Source organism: Bradyrhizobium sp. (assembly GCF_035935975.1).
Taxonomy (GTDB): domain Bacteria; phylum Pseudomonadota; class Alphaproteobacteria; order Rhizobiales; family Xanthobacteraceae; genus Bradyrhizobium.
In genome coordinates this window covers 202043-217370 of record NZ_DASYWN010000055.1, presented here as the reverse complement: position 1 = coordinate 217370, position 15328 = coordinate 202043, and the positions used below count along the sequence as shown (strand labels likewise).

General features: G+C 64.6%; 16 protein-coding genes. 9 read left to right on the top strand and 7 right to left on the bottom strand.

Annotation, left to right across the window (positions count from 1 at the left end; genetic code table 11):
* Positions 1–89: 89 nt before the first annotated feature.
* Complete coding sequence (locus VGR99_RS34610) at positions 90–920, top strand: invasion associated locus B family protein (protein WP_326904435.1); 831 nt, start codon at positions 90–92, stop codon at positions 918–920.
* Between the two features lie 104 nt (positions 921–1024).
* Here VGR99_RS34610 and hspQ read toward each other — a convergent pair whose 3' ends face one another.
* On the bottom strand, positions 1025–1357 hold the full coding sequence (hspQ, locus tag VGR99_RS34605) for a heat shock protein HspQ (RefSeq protein WP_326904434.1): 333 nt from the start codon (positions 1355–1357) through the stop codon (positions 1025–1027).
* Between the two features lie 106 nt (positions 1358–1463).
* On the opposite strand from hspQ, the gene VGR99_RS34600 reads away from it, so the two are divergent.
* Entirely contained in the window at positions 1464–2417 is a 954-nt protein-coding gene (locus tag VGR99_RS34600) for an AEC family transporter (RefSeq protein ID WP_326904433.1), read from the top strand.
* Positions 2418–2423: 6 nt separating this feature from the next.
* Here VGR99_RS34600 and VGR99_RS34595 read toward each other — a convergent pair whose 3' ends face one another.
* Entirely contained in the window at positions 2424–3608 is a 1185-nt protein-coding gene (locus VGR99_RS34595; protein WP_326904432.1) for a UbiH/UbiF family hydroxylase, read from the bottom strand.
* 87 nt (positions 3609–3695) lie between these two features.
* On the opposite strand from VGR99_RS34595, the gene pcsA reads away from it, so the two are divergent.
* The 3 genes from pcsA to VGR99_RS34580 all read left to right on the top strand — a co-directional run bounded on the left by pcsA (position 3696) and on the right by VGR99_RS34580 (position 6244).
* The gene (gene pcsA, locus VGR99_RS34590; protein WP_326904431.1) at positions 3696–4463 is read left to right on the top strand and encodes a phosphatidylcholine synthase; all 768 of its coding nucleotides are present in this window, start codon (positions 3696–3698) and stop codon (positions 4461–4463) included.
* Positions 4460–5194: a TerC family protein gene (locus tag VGR99_RS34585; RefSeq protein WP_326904430.1), complete on the top strand. Its 735-nt coding sequence runs from the start codon at positions 4460–4462 to the stop codon at positions 5192–5194. Before pcsA ends, VGR99_RS34585 begins: the two co-directional genes overlap by 4 nt.
* Before the next feature lie 75 nt (positions 5195–5269).
* Positions 5270–6244, top strand: a complete 975-nt coding sequence (locus VGR99_RS34580; RefSeq protein ID WP_326904429.1) for a quinone oxidoreductase — start codon at positions 5270–5272, stop codon at positions 6242–6244.
* A 173-nt stretch (positions 6245–6417) separates the two neighbouring features.
* Here the strand turns inward: VGR99_RS34580 and VGR99_RS34575 are convergent, their stop codons facing one another.
* From VGR99_RS34575 to VGR99_RS34565, 3 genes are all read right to left on the bottom strand, one after another.
* The gene (locus VGR99_RS34575; protein ID WP_326904428.1) at positions 6418–7614 is read right to left on the bottom strand and encodes an acetylornithine transaminase; all 1197 of its coding nucleotides are present in this window, start codon (positions 7612–7614) and stop codon (positions 6418–6420) included.
* 267 nt (positions 7615–7881) lie between these two features.
* Positions 7882–8523, bottom strand: a complete 642-nt coding sequence (locus VGR99_RS34570; RefSeq protein WP_326904427.1) for a hypothetical protein — start codon at positions 8521–8523, stop codon at positions 7882–7884.
* 106 nt (positions 8524–8629) lie between these two features.
* Positions 8630–9721: a tetratricopeptide repeat protein gene (locus VGR99_RS34565; protein WP_326904426.1), complete on the bottom strand. Its 1092-nt coding sequence runs from the start codon at positions 9719–9721 to the stop codon at positions 8630–8632.
* Between the two features lie 181 nt (positions 9722–9902).
* On the opposite strand from VGR99_RS34565, the gene VGR99_RS34560 reads away from it, so the two are divergent.
* The gene (locus VGR99_RS34560) at positions 9903–10844 is read left to right on the top strand and encodes a hypothetical protein (protein WP_326904425.1); all 942 of its coding nucleotides are present in this window, start codon (positions 9903–9905) and stop codon (positions 10842–10844) included.
* 41 nt (positions 10845–10885) lie between these two features.
* On the opposite strand, the gene VGR99_RS34555 is transcribed toward VGR99_RS34560, so the two are convergent.
* Together VGR99_RS34555 and rimO are read right to left on the bottom strand one after the other, a co-directional pair.
* Complete coding sequence (locus VGR99_RS34555) at positions 10886–11086, bottom strand: hypothetical protein (RefSeq protein ID WP_326904424.1); 201 nt, start codon at positions 11084–11086, stop codon at positions 10886–10888.
* Between the two features lie 105 nt (positions 11087–11191).
* A complete protein-coding gene (gene rimO / locus VGR99_RS34550) occupies positions 11192–12511 on the bottom strand; it encodes a 30S ribosomal protein S12 methylthiotransferase RimO (protein WP_326904423.1) in 1320 nt (439 codons plus the stop codon).
* A 257-nt stretch (positions 12512–12768) separates the two neighbouring features.
* Between rimO and VGR99_RS34545 the strand changes: the two genes are divergently transcribed.
* The 3 genes from VGR99_RS34545 (at position 12769) to VGR99_RS34535 (ending at position 15317) form a co-directional block, all read left to right on the top strand.
* The gene (locus VGR99_RS34545) at positions 12769–13332 is read left to right on the top strand and encodes a hypothetical protein (RefSeq protein WP_326904422.1); all 564 of its coding nucleotides are present in this window, start codon (positions 12769–12771) and stop codon (positions 13330–13332) included.
* Between the two features lie 234 nt (positions 13333–13566).
* Positions 13567–14157: an ANTAR domain-containing response regulator gene (locus tag VGR99_RS34540; protein WP_326904421.1), complete on the top strand. Its 591-nt coding sequence runs from the start codon at positions 13567–13569 to the stop codon at positions 14155–14157.
* Positions 14154–15317 (top strand): CmpA/NrtA family ABC transporter substrate-binding protein, encoded by a 1164-nt coding sequence (locus tag VGR99_RS34535; protein WP_326904420.1) that lies wholly within the window; start codon positions 14154–14156, stop codon positions 15315–15317. Before VGR99_RS34540 ends, VGR99_RS34535 begins: the two co-directional genes overlap by 4 nt.
* Positions 15318–15328: the final 11 nt, after the last annotated feature.

Below are 15328 nucleotides of genomic sequence, written 5' to 3'. Positions count from 1 at the left end.
ATTGACGGGGAGAGAGCCGCGCCCAAGGCGGCTTGGTTCGGTGTTTCGGAGCGGTTCGGGCACTTCCCGTTCAGAAAGGGTTTTCTGCAATGAATTTCCGTTATTTGGCCGCGTCCGTCCGGCCGCGCGGGCGCCTTCTCGCCCTGTTGACGGCGACGGCATTGGTCGTTCCGTTCACCGCCGAAGCCCAGACCCCCGCGCCGGCTCCTGGCGCCCCCGCGGCGCCCAAGGCGGCCCCGAAGGCGGCGGCTCCGAAGGCTGCCCCCAAGGCACCGGCTGCGGCGCCCGCACCGGCTCCCCAGGCCCAGCAGGCCCCGGCTCAGGGTGCCCCCGCCCAGCAGGCCGGCCAGCCGCCCGCGGATCAGCAGATCCAGCTCATCTACGCCCCCTGGACCAAGTTCTGCCTCAAGGGCCAGGACGCCAATGCCAAGCAGGTCTGCTTCACCGGCAAGGACGGCCGCATCGAATCGGGCCAGCCGGTCATCGCAGCCGTGATCATCGAGCCGGAAGGCGAGCCGAAGAAGATCCTGCGCGTGACGTTGCCGCTCGGCATGCAGCTCGTGCACGGCACCCGCATCATCGTCGACAACAATGCGCCGCTGCAGAGCCCGTACGTGATCTGCTTCCAGAATGGCTGCATGTCCGACTATGAAGCGACGCCCGAGCTTCTCGCCAACATGAAGAAGGGCCAGAACCTCGTGGTGCAGGCGATCAACGCTAACGGCGCGCCGCTGACCCTGCCGCTGCCGCTCGCGGGCGAATTCCAGAAGGCCTATGACGGTCCGCCGACCGATCCGAAGGTGTTCGAGGAAACCCAGAAGAAGCTCCAGGAAGAGCTTCAGAAGAAGGCCGACGAGCAGCGCAAGAAGCTCGAGCAGCAGGGCACGCCTCCCGGTGCGCCGCCGGCGGGCCAGAAGTAATCGGGCTCAAGTCCCGGACATGAAAAAGGCGCTCGGTTCGAGCGCCTTTTTTGCTGGCCGCTTGTTCGCGGAAACTCCGGAAACTCAGAGCGCGGAGCGAGAGCTCAGTTCAGCGACGGATTGCGCGGACGATAGCCGCCGTCCTTGTTCTTGATGAAGATCTCGGCGACCTGGGAATGCCGGATCGGCTCGCCGGACTCGTCGGGCACGAGGTTCTGCTCGGAGACATAGGCGACGTATTCCGACTCCGCATTCTCCGCGAGCAGGTGATAGAACGGCTGGTCCTTGTGGGGCCGCACCTCCTCGGGGATCGACAGCCACCACTCCTCGGTGTTGTTGAATTCCGGATCGATGTCGAAGATGACGCCCCGGAACGAGAAGATCCGGTGGCGCACGACCTGTCCGATCTGGAATTTGGCGGTCCGCGCTTTAATCATTCCTCGTCGATAGACCAGGATTGTGGCCGATGCTAGTGCCCTCATCCGGAATTAACCTCCGCGTAAGGGGCGGATAGCCCCCAAATCTTCAGAAGAAACTTCATCAATGGGCGATATCCTCAATCTGGCACTACCTTATTTCGGTTTGATCTTCGTCGGCTTCGCCTGTGGCAAGGCCAAATCCCTGCCGGAATCAGGCCTCGCCTGGATGAACTTCTTCCTGCTCTACGTGTCGCTGCCGGCGCTGCTGTTTGCGATCATGTCGAAGACGCCGTTCGCGGAGCTGAACAACCCGCCGTTCCTGGTCGCGACCACGCTGTCGACCGTTGCCGCGTTCGCCCTAGCGCTGGTCGTCGGCAAGGTGCTGGGACGGCTGACCCTGCGCGAGGCGACGCTGGCGGGGCTCTCGGGCGGCTATGGCAACATCGGCTACATGGGCCCTGGGCTCGCGCTCGCCGTGCTGGGGCCGAAGGCGGCGGCGCCGACCGCGCTGATCTTCTGCTGCGACAGCATCTTCCTGTTCACGATCGTGCCGCTCCTGATCGAACTGTCCGACCGCGACCATCCCTCGATCGTGCACGCCTTCGGCGTGGTGCTGAAGCAGATCGTGCTCAACCCGCTGATCATGTCGGCCTGTTTTGGCGCGGCGGTGGCGGCGCTGCATATCGAGCTGCCGGTCGCGCTCGACCGCACCATCACTTTTCTCCAGAACGCTGCGGCGCCGACCGCGCTGTTCGTGCTCGGCGTGACCGTGGCGCTGCGCCCGTTCGACCGGGTGCCGTGGGAGGTGCCGGGCGTGGTCGCGGTCAAGCTCCTGATCCATCCGCTCACGGCGTTCGGCCTGATGCTGGCGTTCGGTCCGTTCGCGCAGCCCTGGGCCGCGACCGCCGTGCTGATGGCCTCGCTGCCGCCGGCGCTGAACGTGTTCGTCATCGCCCGGCAGAACGATGCCTGGATCGAATCCGCTTCCGTCGCGGTCCTGCTCGGGACATTCGCGTCGGTGGTCACGCTGACCAGCGTGATGTGGTTGCTCCAGACCGGACGGCTGGCGTTTCCCTGAGCGGGCCTACCTTCGCCAGGTCGGCGTCAGGCCCTCGCGCATCGCAAAGCGGCGCAGCGGGCCGATGGCGCCGAGCAGGTGCATGCCGACGGCACGGACCGGCTGCAGCGGCAGGAAATCGTTCAGCAGCGAGCGGTTGGCGATGTCGATCGCAAAGGTGCGGCTCAGGATGTCCGGACGACGCGCCCGGTCGTAGCGCTTGAGCACCTCGTCCGCGCCGGGATCCTCGCCGGCCGCGATCGCTTCGCCCGCGAGGCGGGCGATATCGGCAGCATCGCGCAAGCCGAGATTGAGGCCCTGGGCGCCGATCGGCGGGACCACATGGGCGGCTTCGCCGACCAGCGCGATGCGGTCGCGGCCGAACGATCTGGGACGCTCGATCGTCAGCGGAAACAGGTTGCGGCCGGGCTCGACCGTCATGCGGCCCAGAATGGAATGCGACTGCTTCTCGATCGCGACGGACAGCTCCTCGTCGCTCAGGCCGCGAAGCCGCTCGGCTTCCGCGGGCGCCGAGACCCAGACGATGCTGGAGCGGTTGCCGGGCAGGGGCACGAACACGCAAGGGCCGTGCGGCGTGTGGAACTCGGTCGAGACGTTGCGATGCGGCCGCGAATGGCCGACGTTGAAGGTCAGCGCGGTCTGCGTCAGCTCGCGCCGCGTCACCTCGATGCCGGCAGCCTCCCGGCACAGCGAATGCCGTCCGTCGGCACCGACCACGAGCCGGGCCGAGAGGAATTGTCCGGAGGCCGTGCGGATGGCGACATCATCAGCTTCGATGACGACGCTTTCGGCCTCGTCGTCGAACCGCACGATCTGCGCCAGCTCGGCGGCACGCTCTTCCAGCGCCAGCATCAGCGAGCGGTTGTCGATGTTGTAACCGAAGGCGTCGAGCGCGATTTCGTGACAGGAGAACCGGACCTCCGGCGCGCGGAACAGCCGGCCGGTGTCGTCCACGAGGCGCATGACCTCGAGCGCCGCCGCCTTGTCCTTGCAGCGCGGCCAGACGTCGAGGCTTTCCAGGAGATCGACGGAGGCGCCCAGCAGCGCGGTGGTGCGGTTGTCGGCGTAGGGCACGCGCCGCGCCACCAGCGCGGTCCGTGCGCCTGCCTGCGCCAGCGCGATGGCGGCTGCCAGGCCGGCCGGTCCGCCGCCGATCACGGCTGTGTCAAAGAGTGTCGATGCCTCTGTCATGGAACGACATTTGACACGCCCCGCGGCAAATTCAAGCCCACCTATATTTCCCTGATTTTATGACGAATTGTGCGACCGGGCGTCGCAATGGCTTATGTGCAAATCGGTCCCGTTCTGATAGCAGGAGCCATGGATAGCCAGCAGGATTCCCTGAAGCCGAGACCGGTGGTTCGCGCCGCCGCCTTCTCGGTGCATATCTTCACCGCGTTCGGCGCCGCCATCGCGCTGCTCGCGATGCTGGAGGCGGTGCGCGAGCACTGGGCGGGGATGTTTCAGTGGCTCGGCGTCGCCTTGATCATCGATGCGGTGGACGGACCGATCGCGCGCCGGCTCAACGTCAAGGACGTGCAGCCGAACTGGTCGGGTGACGTGCTCGATCTCGTGGTCGATTTCGTCACCTATGTGTTCGTGCCAGCCTATGCGATCGTGGCGAGCGGCCTGCTGCTGCCCGTTGCCGCGCCGCTGCTCGGCATCGCCATCATCGTCACCAGCGCATTGTATTTCGCCGATTTGCGCATGAAGGCCGACGACAATCATTTTCGCGGCTTTCCGGCGCTGTGGAATGCGGCAGCGTTCTACCTGTTCCTGCTGCACTGGCCGCCGCTGTGGTCGACGCTGCTGGTCGCCGCCCTGGTGGTGCTGACCTTCATGCCGTTCCACGTGCTGCACCCGGTCCGCGTGGTGCGGCTGCGCTGGCTGACGATGTCGCTGATTGCGATCTGGGCCGTGCTCTCGCTCTACGCGCTGGACATGGACTTTCGCGTCGGCACCGGCGTGACGGTTGCGCTGTGCGCGATCGCGCTCTGGATCAGCTTCAGCGACGCATTGATCCGCCTGGTCAGATCCTTCGCATGATGCACCTCCTCACCAGCCCCGAAGCCTGGGCCGCGCTGCTCACCTTGACCGCGCTCGAGATCGTGCTCGGGATCGACAACGTCATCTTCCTGTCGGTGATCGTCTCGCGCATCCCCGAGAAGCAGGCGCATCGCGCCCGCCAGATCGGCCTCGCGCTGGCGCTGATCTTCCGCATCATCCTGCTCAGCGTGCTGGTCTGGCTGATCGGCTTGACCGCGCCGGTGTTCTCGTTCGCGGGATACGACTTCTCCTGGCGCGACCTGATCCTGATCGGCGGCGGCCTGTTCCTGATCGCCAAGGCGACGCACGAGATTCACGCCGAGGTCGAAGCCGATGACGGCGAGGGCGATCAGAAGTCCGCCGGCAACGCCTTCTTCTGGGTGATCGTCCAGATCGTGATCATCGACATCGTGTTCTCGCTGGACTCGATCATCACCGCGATCGGCATGGCGCAGGACATCGAGATCATGATCGCGGCGGTCGTGATCGCCTGCCTGATCATGTACATTTCGTCCGGCCCGGTGTCGCGCTTCGTCGCGGAGCACCCGACCACGAAGATGCTGGCGCTGGCCTTCCTGGTGCTGATCGGCGTCGCGCTGGTTGCCGACGGGCTGCACTTCCACATCCCGCGCGGCTACATCTATTTCGCGATTGCGTTCTCTGCGGCGGTGGAATTCTTCAATGTGCTGGCCAAGCGCAATCGCAGGAAAGCGAGCAAGCCGTCCGCCTAGCGGGTCCAGCTTGCGTCGAGTTGACAAGGCGGGCGCGATGCCTTTCGCTGGCCTTGAGGAAGAGGAGGTCAGGTGATGACCAAAGCCGTTCGTGTGCACAAGGTCGGAGGCCCCGAGGCCCTGGTCTATGAGAGCGTCGACGTGCCGGCGCCCGGACCCGGCGAGGTGCGCATCCGCCAGCATGCGGTCGGCCTGAACTTCATCGACGTCTATTACCGCACTGGTCTCTACAAGGCGCCGGGGCTGCCCTTCATCGCCGGCAACGAGGCCTCGGGCGAGGTCGTCGCCGTCGGGCCGGGCGTGACGCATTTCCACCCCGGCGACCGCGTCGCCTATTACCACAATCTCGGCGCGTATACCGGCGAGCGCAACATCCCCTGGGAGAAGCTGGTCAAGCTGCCCGACCACATCACGCATGAGCAGGGCGCCGTGCTGATGCTGAAGGGGCTGACCGTCTGGTATCTCCTGCACAAGACCTTCAAGGTCGAGCCGCATCATCGCGTGCTGGTCCACGCCGCCGCCGGTGGCATCGGCCTGCTCGCCTGCCAGTGGGCGAGGGCGCTCGGCGCGCATGTCATCGGCACCGTCGGCTCGCGCGAGAAGGCCGAGCTTGCGGAGGCCAATGGCTGCGACCACGTCATCCTCTACAACGAGGAAGATTTCGTCGCGCGCGTGAAACAGATCAGCCGCAACGAGGGTTGCGACGTCGTCTATGACGGCGTCGGCAAGGCGACCTTCCCGGGCTCGCTGTCCTGCCTCAAGCCGCGCGGCATGTTCGTGTCCTTCGGCAATGCGTCTGGCCCGGTGCCGCCGTTCTCGATCGCCGAGCTCAACAATCACGGCTCGCTGTTCGCAACCCGCCCGAAGCTCAACGACTACATCGGCACCCGCAAGGAGCTGCTGGAAGGCGCCGACACGCTGTTCGCCGCCGTCATCAACGGCAAGCTACACGTGCCGATCAACCACGCCTACGCGCTGAAGGACGCCGCGAAAGCGCATATCGATCTCGAAAGCCGCAAGACCACGGGCGCGTCGATCTTGAAGCCGTAGGTTCTTCCGCCATCGTCGTCCGGTCTCGTGTCCCGGACGCGCTGCAGCGTTCTTACGCTGCTGCGCAGAGCCGGGACCCAGAAGGCGGCGCGAGATGTTGCGGAGAGTGGGCCCCGGCTCTGCAGCGCACCGCCGAAGGGGCGCTGCGCTGCGTCCGGGACACGAGCCTGGGTTTACGCCACCCGCCGTGCCGCGCCGGCCTTGGTCAAGATCCCGTCGAGACAATCGATCATCTCGGCGATCTCGGCGCGCGTGACGTTGAGCGCCGGCATGAAACGCAGCGTGTCGACCTGCGGCGCGTTCAGCAGCACACCGGCCTCGAACGCCTGCGCGACGATGCCGGGCGCGATCGGCAGCTTGAGGTCGAGCGCGAGCAGCAGCCCGCGTCCGCGCACGCCGCCGAGCCCGTGCCGGGCCGAGACCTTCTGCAGCTCGCTTTCGAGCAGCAGGCCGGTTTCAGCGACCGACTTCAGGAAGTCCGGCTTGCCGACCTCCTCGAGCACCGCAAGTCCCGCCGCACACATGATCGGGTTGCCGTTGAACGTGCCGCCCTGGTCGCCGTGCTCGAAGCAGGAGGCGCGTTCGGTCGCAAGCAGCGCTGCGAGCGGCACGCCGCCGCCGATACCCTTGCCGAGCGTCATGATGTCAGGCGCGATGCCCGTGTGCTCGTAGTGGAAGAGCTTTCCGGTCCGGCCCATGCCGGTCTGGATCTCGTCGAAAATCAGCAGCAGGCCACGCGCCTCGGTGAGCGCGCGCAGCTCCTGCAGGAACGCGTCGGTCGCAGGCCACACGCCTGACTCGCCCTGGATCGGCTCGAGCATCACCGCGACGGTGTTGTCGTTGATCAGCTTCTCGACCGAGGCGATGTCGTTCAGCTTCGCCTTCTTGAAGCCGGCGACTTTCGGCTCGAACAGCGGCTCGAACGCCTTCTTGCCCGAGGCCGACATCGTCGCCAGCGTCCGGCCGTGGAAGCCGCCTTCGAAGCTGATGATCTCGAACGCGCCGCCCTTGTGGAGGCTGCCATATTTGCGCGCGAGCTTGATCGCGCCCTCATTGGCTTCCGCACCCGAATTGGCAAAGAACACCTGGTCGAACGCACTGTTCGCGACCAGCTGCTCGGCCAGCTTCAGGCTCGGCTCGTTGTAGAAAGCCGGGCTCGGCGTGAGCAGCCGCTTGGCCTGCGCGGCGAGCGCATCGGCGATCACGGACGGGGAGTGGCCAAGGCAGTTCACGGCCCAGCCCTGCACGAAATCGAGATAGCGCTTGCGGCTGTCGTCCCAGAGATAGGAGCCGGCGCCACGGACGAACACGGCCTTGGGCCGTGCGGTGATGTCCATCAACGCGTCATACGGATGGGTGGCGGTGGTCATGTCGAACTCCTCTGGAGGCGGGTGGAAAAGGGACGCGAAAAGCAAGAAGGCCGCACTTTGCGGGTGCGGCCTTCTCGAAAACTGTGCTGATGTCAGGAGATCAGCGGCGTCGTCGGACATGGCGCAACCCATCATCGTCGCGGGTGCGACGACGGAAAGCTGCGCGGCGGTGGGTCCGAGAGTTGATCATGGGGCGCGTCCCTACAGCCGAAGGGCAGGGCTTGTCAAGCGGGCGTTTTGCGAGACGCCCGCCGGACGTTGCATCCGTCAGGCCGAATGCGGCGCTTCTTCCGCGTCTTCGTCGCCCCAATCGGCGTCCGCGATCGACGTGTCGATCAACTCGCCGCGCATCAGCTTGAGCGGCGATGACCAGTACAGCGCGATGTTGTGGAAGGGATCGGTCAGCACCTTGAACACCCACACCAGACCCGTGGTGACGTCGCGCGTCGCAAACAGCTGGACCATGCGCGCAAGTCCGCCGCCGATGCCGATCGCGAGCCAGAGCGCGCCGACATGGCGGACGACGTCGAAGCGGTCGGCCGGCGGATCGAACAGACCGAACAGCGTCGGATAGAAGTACAGCGCAATCGGCGCGCTGCCCCAGACCAGCAGCAGAATGATCTTGCGGGTCTGGTTGTAGCCGACCTTGACCGCTTCCTTGTAATCATTGCTGACGTCGTTGACGGCGTCGTAGCCGTTCGGCTCGAAGAAGAAATGCCCGGTCTGCCGCGTCAGCATCGCGAGCCAGCCGACGAGTCCGGCCAGCGCCGGATCCCTGAACAGAAGTGCGTAGCAGCCGAGGAAGATCACGGCGCTGACGAGGTGCAGCGTCTGGTTGACGGTGCTCTGGTGGTAGAAGCGGTAATCGTCGAAGCGCTGCGTGCGCAGCATGTCTGAGAGACGGCTCATCCTCGTTCCTCGCTCGCGTTGAAAGCGAGCGAGAGTTAGGACGAGTCCGTGACCCCTGCGTGAATGCACTATAATGTCACATTGCGCGCGACGCTGCGGCCACGGCTTACTCGATGCCGTAATGCGCGAACTCGTCAGCGATCTTGGCGTTGATCGCTTTCGCCGCAGCGATGTCACGCTCGGCGGCTTCGTTGTCGCCCTTCTTCCGCTTCGCAAGCCCGCGGCCATAGAGCGAACTGTCGTATGCAGGCTTGGCGCTCAGCGCCGCGTCGTAGTCCGCAATTGCAGCATCGAGATTGCCAAGCTTGAGATAGGTGAGGGCGCGACTGTCCAGTGTGTATGGATCGTTGGGAGCCATCTTCAGCGACTGCTCGCAATCAGCCAGCGCCTCCTGCAGGCGGCCGACGATCGCGCGCGTCATGCAGCGCGAGTTGAACACGGCGGCATAACTCGCATTGGCCTTGATCGAGCGGTCGTAATCCTCCAGTGCCCGCGCATAGTCGTGCTCATCGAAATACATGCTCGCGCGAGCATAGAAATCGAGATCGTTGTTCGAAGAGAGCTGAAGCGACTTGTCGAAATCGGCTAGCGCGCGGGCGCGGTCGCCGCGATCACGATAGATGCGTGCACGGTTGCCATAGGCCGGACCGTATGTCGGGTCGAGCTTGATCGACAGGTCGAGATCGGCGAGCGCTCGACTGGCCTCGTCGTGCTCTCGATAGGCGGAGCCGCGGTTGTAATAGGCCAGTGCGAATTTCGGATCGAGCTTGATCGCCTGATCATAGTCGGCGAGCGCATGCGCGTAGTCGTCTTTGCCGGCGTAGGAGTTGCCGCGGTTGTTGTAATAGGATGGATCGCCGGGCCTGAGGCGAATCGCGCTGGTATAGTCGGAAATGGCGTGGTCGCGGTCGCCGAGATCGTCATAGACGATGCCGCGATTGTACCAGGCGATGGCGTCCTTGGGATCGAGGTCGATCGCGCGATTGAGATCGGCCAGCGCCCGCTCCGTTTCGCCCTTGCGACGGAACATCTCGCCGCGGTTGGCAAGCGTGACCGCATTGGAGGGATTGGCCTGCAGCACCGCGGAGCAGCCGGCGAGACGCTGGTCATCGCCGAGCTTGCTGGTGGCGAAACACCATTGCCGTGCCCGCGCAGGCGAGGGGGATTGCGCGGCCGCGGGAAGTGCTAGCAGGATCAACGCTGTGCCGATTGTGCACAGCCCGCCCCGGATACCAACCTTGTGATTGTAAGACATCGAATGTCGCACAGAAACCATTGAGCCTCTAGCGCGTTTGTGATCAAGGGACGCAGATAGGTTCGAACCGGACGCCGGACGGTCGAGACCAAAAGTTGCGGGACCAACCAGACAGTTTTCAGCCTTGTCCGATACCCTTTACCCGATCGACCTTGACAGCATTCGCGGCGCGTTTCCGCCGGGAATCGAAGCGCCGCCGCTGCTGGTCGATTTTGCGGGCTGGCTCAGGGGCCGCCCCTGGGGCAGCGTCGGCTGCTTCTCCCTGCAGGGCCAGTTCTCGGATCAGGCACCGATCTTCGATGGCAGCCCCTTGCGTGACCGGTTTTCGCTGTTCATGCGATTGCCCGACGGCTCGGCCGTCGGCGGCTGGTATGGCGCCGGGCTCGACCGCGACAATCCGCCCATCGTCGGTCTCGGCTCCGAGGGCAACTATGAGCTGCTGGCGCCCAGCCTCGATGCGCTTCTCGCAAGACTCACCTCGCAGGCCTTCGACAAGGCCTGGAGCGATCTGAAGCCGCTTGACGAGGTCGAGCCTCAAACGGTCGAGCTCGCGCAATGGCTCGCCGAACGGCCGACCGGCGAGGCGGCCGCGCCCGACGACGCATCGTCGGAGCTGCCTGACTTCCGCGGTTTCGTGGAAAAATGGAGCCGGGATCGCGAAGACTATTGGGCCAATCACCGGCTGATGGCCGAGCTCGGCTGGCGGCTGGCGGCGCATCTGCCGAAGGGCAAGAAACCCTGGGACAAGACGCGCTTCGAAGTGGCGATCGTCGGGACGCAATACCAGGCGCGCGTCCTGAGCCATGGTCCGCAGCCGTTCGAGGAGGCGTCTTCGATCGAGTCCCTGCTGCGCGACTTACGCGAGGGGATGCGGCGCGCGCAGCCCGAGCTTGGCCTGTGGTACGCGATGAATTTCGGCCTCTATGCCGACGGCCGGGTCATGCCGAACTTCGAATATGACAGGCGCCCGACCATCGATGGCGAGCCCGCGCTGCTGGCCGAAGCGAAAGCCGATCTCGCCCGCGCTCCGCGCCCGGAGCGCTGGGTGCCGAAATGGCTGGCGTGACCGCGCAACCGGCCCCAACCATCTGATCAATCCAGCATTTTCTAATTGTCGCATTTGCCGGGGTTGGCGCTGCACCAGCGACTGACCGCAGCGCTGTCCCAGCCGCGCGCCTTGTTGACCGCGACACACTGGTCGTAGGTGCAGGTTTTTCCCTTCGCTTGGGGTTGCGACGCCTTCTGCTGGGCGGAGGCCGGGCTGCCAACTGCGATGCCGAGAACAAAGGCCAGAGCAAATGCGCGCATGAAATTCCCCTGCTTGAAATGCGGGGCGAACTCTAATTGTGCGCCGACCTGCTGACAATTGGCTGACCGGAGATTCTGCCGACAGCGCGCACGGCGTCGCGGGATCTAGAATCCTGCGACGCTGCCGTGCAGATCGTACTGGTCGGCGCGCTCGATCTTCGCGGTGACGATCTCGCCGACGCGCAACGGGCGGCGGCTGGTCAGGTACACCGCGCCGTCGATCTCCGGCGCATCGGCCTTGGAGCGGCCCTTGGCCACGGTCGGGCCGACCTCGTCGATGATGATCTGCTGACGCGTGCCGACCTTGCGCTTCAGCCGGCGCGCCGAGATCTTCTGCTGGCGGGCCATCAACGCGTTGTAGCGCTCCTGCTTGACCTCTTCCGGCACCGGGTTCTCGATCGCGTTCGACGTTGCGCCCGCAACCGGCTCGTATTTGAAGCAGCCGAGCCGATCGATCTCGGCCTCGTCGAGCCAGTCGAGCAGGTAGGCGAAATCGGAATCGGTCTCGCCGGGGAAGCCGACGATGAAGGTCGAGCGCAAGGCGAGATCAGGACATTCCTCGCGCCAGCGCTTGATGCGCGCCAGCGTCTTGTCCTGCGCCGCCGGGCGCTTCATCGCCTTCAGCACCTCGGGGCTCGCATGCTGGAACGGGATGTCGAGATAGGGCAGCACCTTGCCCTCGTTCATCAGCGCGATGACCTCGTCGACATGCGGGTAGGGGTAGACGTATTGAAGCCGGACCCAGGCGCCGAGCTCGCCGAGCTCGCGCGCGATGTCGAGGAATTTGGCGCGGACCTGGCGGTCCTTCCACGGGCTCTCGGCATATTTGAGATCGACGCCATAGGCCGAAGTGTCCTGCGAGATCACCAGCAGCTCCTTGACGCCGGCGCCGACCAGGCGCTCGGCCTCGCGCAGCACGTCGTTGGCCGGACGCGAAACGAGATCGCCGCGCAGCTTCGGGATGATGCAGAAGGTGCAGCGGTTGTTGCAGCCTTCGGAGATCTTCAGATAGGCGTAATGGCGCGGCGTCAGCTTGATGCCCTGCGGCGGCACCAGATCGACATGCGGATTGTGGGCGGGCGGCAGCGCGCGGTGCACGGCATCCAGCACGCTTTCGTACTGCTGCGGGCCGGTGATCGAGAGCACGCCGGGATAGGCCTCTTCGATCTGCTCGGGCTCGGCGCCCATGCAGCCGGTCACGATCACCTTGCCGTTCTCGGCCATGGCCTCGCCGATCGCCGAGAGCGATTCCTGCTTGGCGCTGTCGAGGAAGCCGCAGGTGTTGACGATGACGATGTCGGCCCCGTCATGCTTGCGGGCGAGCTCGTAGCCCTCCGCGCGCAGGCGCGTGATGATGCGCTCGGAATCCACCAATGCCTTGGGACAGCCGAGTGACGTGAATGAAATGCGGGGCGCTCTGTCCATGGTATCGCCTGGAGCCTAGATCTGAATTGTCCGGATTTAGCGATCCAACTAATTGAACCGATGGCGAAATTCAACAACTAACCTATGCGGTGCGATGCTTAAAGCAGTACTCGCGCGTATATGATGTGATCGGCCAGTCATCTGATGTGGGAAGCCGGTTCCGATCGTGCGAGTGGAGGAGCCGGGATGAATTGCCTCCGACGTGCACGTTCTTGTTGTTATTCTGTTCTTGCGTAATTCCACGGAGCTAGACTGCGATGCGCCGTTTCATCTTCGGCATGGCTTTCGTTACCGCTGCCTGCGGCACGATGTTTCCGGTACGGGCTGAAGTCGATAAGATCATCCATGTCTGCGATCGGCAAGAACGGGTGTGTCCGGAATTCAGGCCACGCGTGAAGGCACCCGATGGGTGGACGAGGGACGAGGCCGCGAGTCTCAAGTACGGCGCCTCGATGTTCGTGCCCAACGGGAAGAGTTTCGGCAAAGCCGATGCGATCATCTATGCCGACGGCCGCTACAACAAGGATCGGACCGAATTGGTTCAATGGGTCGCAACGAGCGACAGGGATTGGGCGACGACATCCGGCAAGAATGCCAAGATCACCACGCTTCCCTCGGTGAACCCCAAGGTCATTATCAACCGCTACGACAATCCGTCCCTGAAGGACCAGCCGATTGAAGTGATCGCGCATTACGCCGATCTCGACAAGGACGGCAATTCCTACGTCGTGCGGCTAGCGGTCTCCGGCCTTAACGAGACAGCGGTGCTGGCCGCCGTACCACTTCTCGACAAGATGATCGCTGGCGCGAGGATTCCGTGAGCGCGTAAACCCAGATGGCAGCTGCCGTCGGGCGGGAGTGGGCGGCTTCGAAAGTTTGCATTCGTTGTCTCAGGGACAACCGAGCGACACGAAGCTGACCTTGGGCGCAGCCGTCTGATCCATCTCCAAATCTGCCTGATCGGCAGGCTTGAGCTAGTCCCAATTGCCCATAATTACAACCCTTTGCATCGCCTTCCGGCGTGCTATGGATGAATCGCGGGTGGTGAGTGAGCAATGAGCGCCGAACAGTCGCCTAAAATCGTGATTGTCGACGAAAGCCCGATCCGGGCCGCAATCCTCGAGGAAGGGTTGCGGGAGGCCGGCTTCACGCAGGTCGTCCATATCCGCGAGATGCAGAGCCTCCTGGCCCGTATTTATGCGGTGGACCCCGACATCATCCTGATCGATCTCGAAAACCCCAGCCGCGACGTGCTGGAGGCGATGTTCCAGGTCAGCCGCGCCGTGAAGCGGCCGGTTGCCATGTTCGTCGACCAGAGCGATTCCGCGTCGATCCAGGCGTCCGTCGAGGCGGGGGTATCCGCCTACATCGTCGACGGGCTGAAGAAGGAGCGCATCAAGCCGATCCTCGATCTCTGCGTCTCCCGCTTCAACGCTTTCGCCAAGCTGCAGGAGGAGCTGGAGCGCACCAAGTCGCAGCTCGAGGACCGCAAGATCATCGAGAAGGCCAAGGGCATCCTGATGAGGGTGAAGGGTCTCAACGAGGACGAGGCCTATGTGCTGCTGCGCTCGACCGCGATGCGCGAGAAGAAGAAAATCGGCGAGATCGCCCAGTCGATCATCACCGCGTCGGAGATGCTGAAATGACCGCTCCCCTCCGCATCGGGTTCATCCCGCTGGTCGATGCCGCCGCGCTGATCGTCGCCGTCGACAAGGGCTTTGCCGCCGCCGAAGGCCTCGAGGTCGAGCTGGTGCGCGAGGTGTCCTGGTCCAACGTCCGCGACAAGCTCAATATCGGCCTGTTCGATGCAGCGCATCTGCTCGCGCCGGTCGCGATCGCGTCCTCGCTCGGGCTCGGCCACGTCAAGGTGCCGATCGCCGCGCCCTTCAATCTCGGTATCAATGGCAACGCGATCACAGTCTCGCCGGCGCTCCACGCCGCGCTGATGGAGGAGGTCGAGGGCGACCGGTTCGATCCGCTCGTCACCGCCAAGGCGCTGGCGAAGGTCGTTGCCAAAAGGCGCAAGGCCGGCGCCGATCCGCTGACCTTCGGCATGACCTTTCCGTTCTCGACTCACAATTACCAGCTTCGGTTCTGGATGGCGGCGGCCGGTGTCGATCCCGACGAGGACGTGCGCCTGGTGGTGCTGCCGCCGCCCTACATGGTCGACAGCCTCAAGAGCGGCCATGTCGATGCGTTCTGCGTCGGCGCGCCCTGGAATTCGGTCGCGGTCGATCTCGGCATCGGCCATATCCTGCATTTCGTCTCCGACATCCTGGTCCGCGCCGCGGAGAAGGTGCTGGCGGTACGCCAGGTCTGGGCCGACAACAATCCGGACGTGGTCGCCCGGCTGGTACGTGCGGCGGTGAAGGGCGCGGAGTTCATCGAGAGCCCTGCGAACCTGGCCGAGACGGCGCAGATCCTGGCGCAACCCGAACGGATCGGCGTTGATGCCGAAGTGATCCAGCGAACTCTCACGGGGCGCCTGAAGATCTCGCCCGATGGCACCTTCCGCGAGAGCGGCCGCTATCTCTTGGTCGGGCGTGAAGGGGCAGGGCGTCCGGAGCCGGTCCAGGCGGCCTGGCTCTATGCCCAGATGGTGCGCTGGGGCCAGACGGCGCTGACGCCTGACGGTGCGAAGACGGCGATGGCCGTGTTCAGGCCGGATCTGTACGACGCAGCCCTTGGCCGCAGCCCGCCCACCGAGGCACCTGCGCCGTTCGGCGCATTTGCGGGCCCCACCTTCGATCCCGACAACATCGCGGGGCATCTGGCGGCGTTCGAGGTCGGACGCTGGAAGGCCTGATTCGGCCCTGC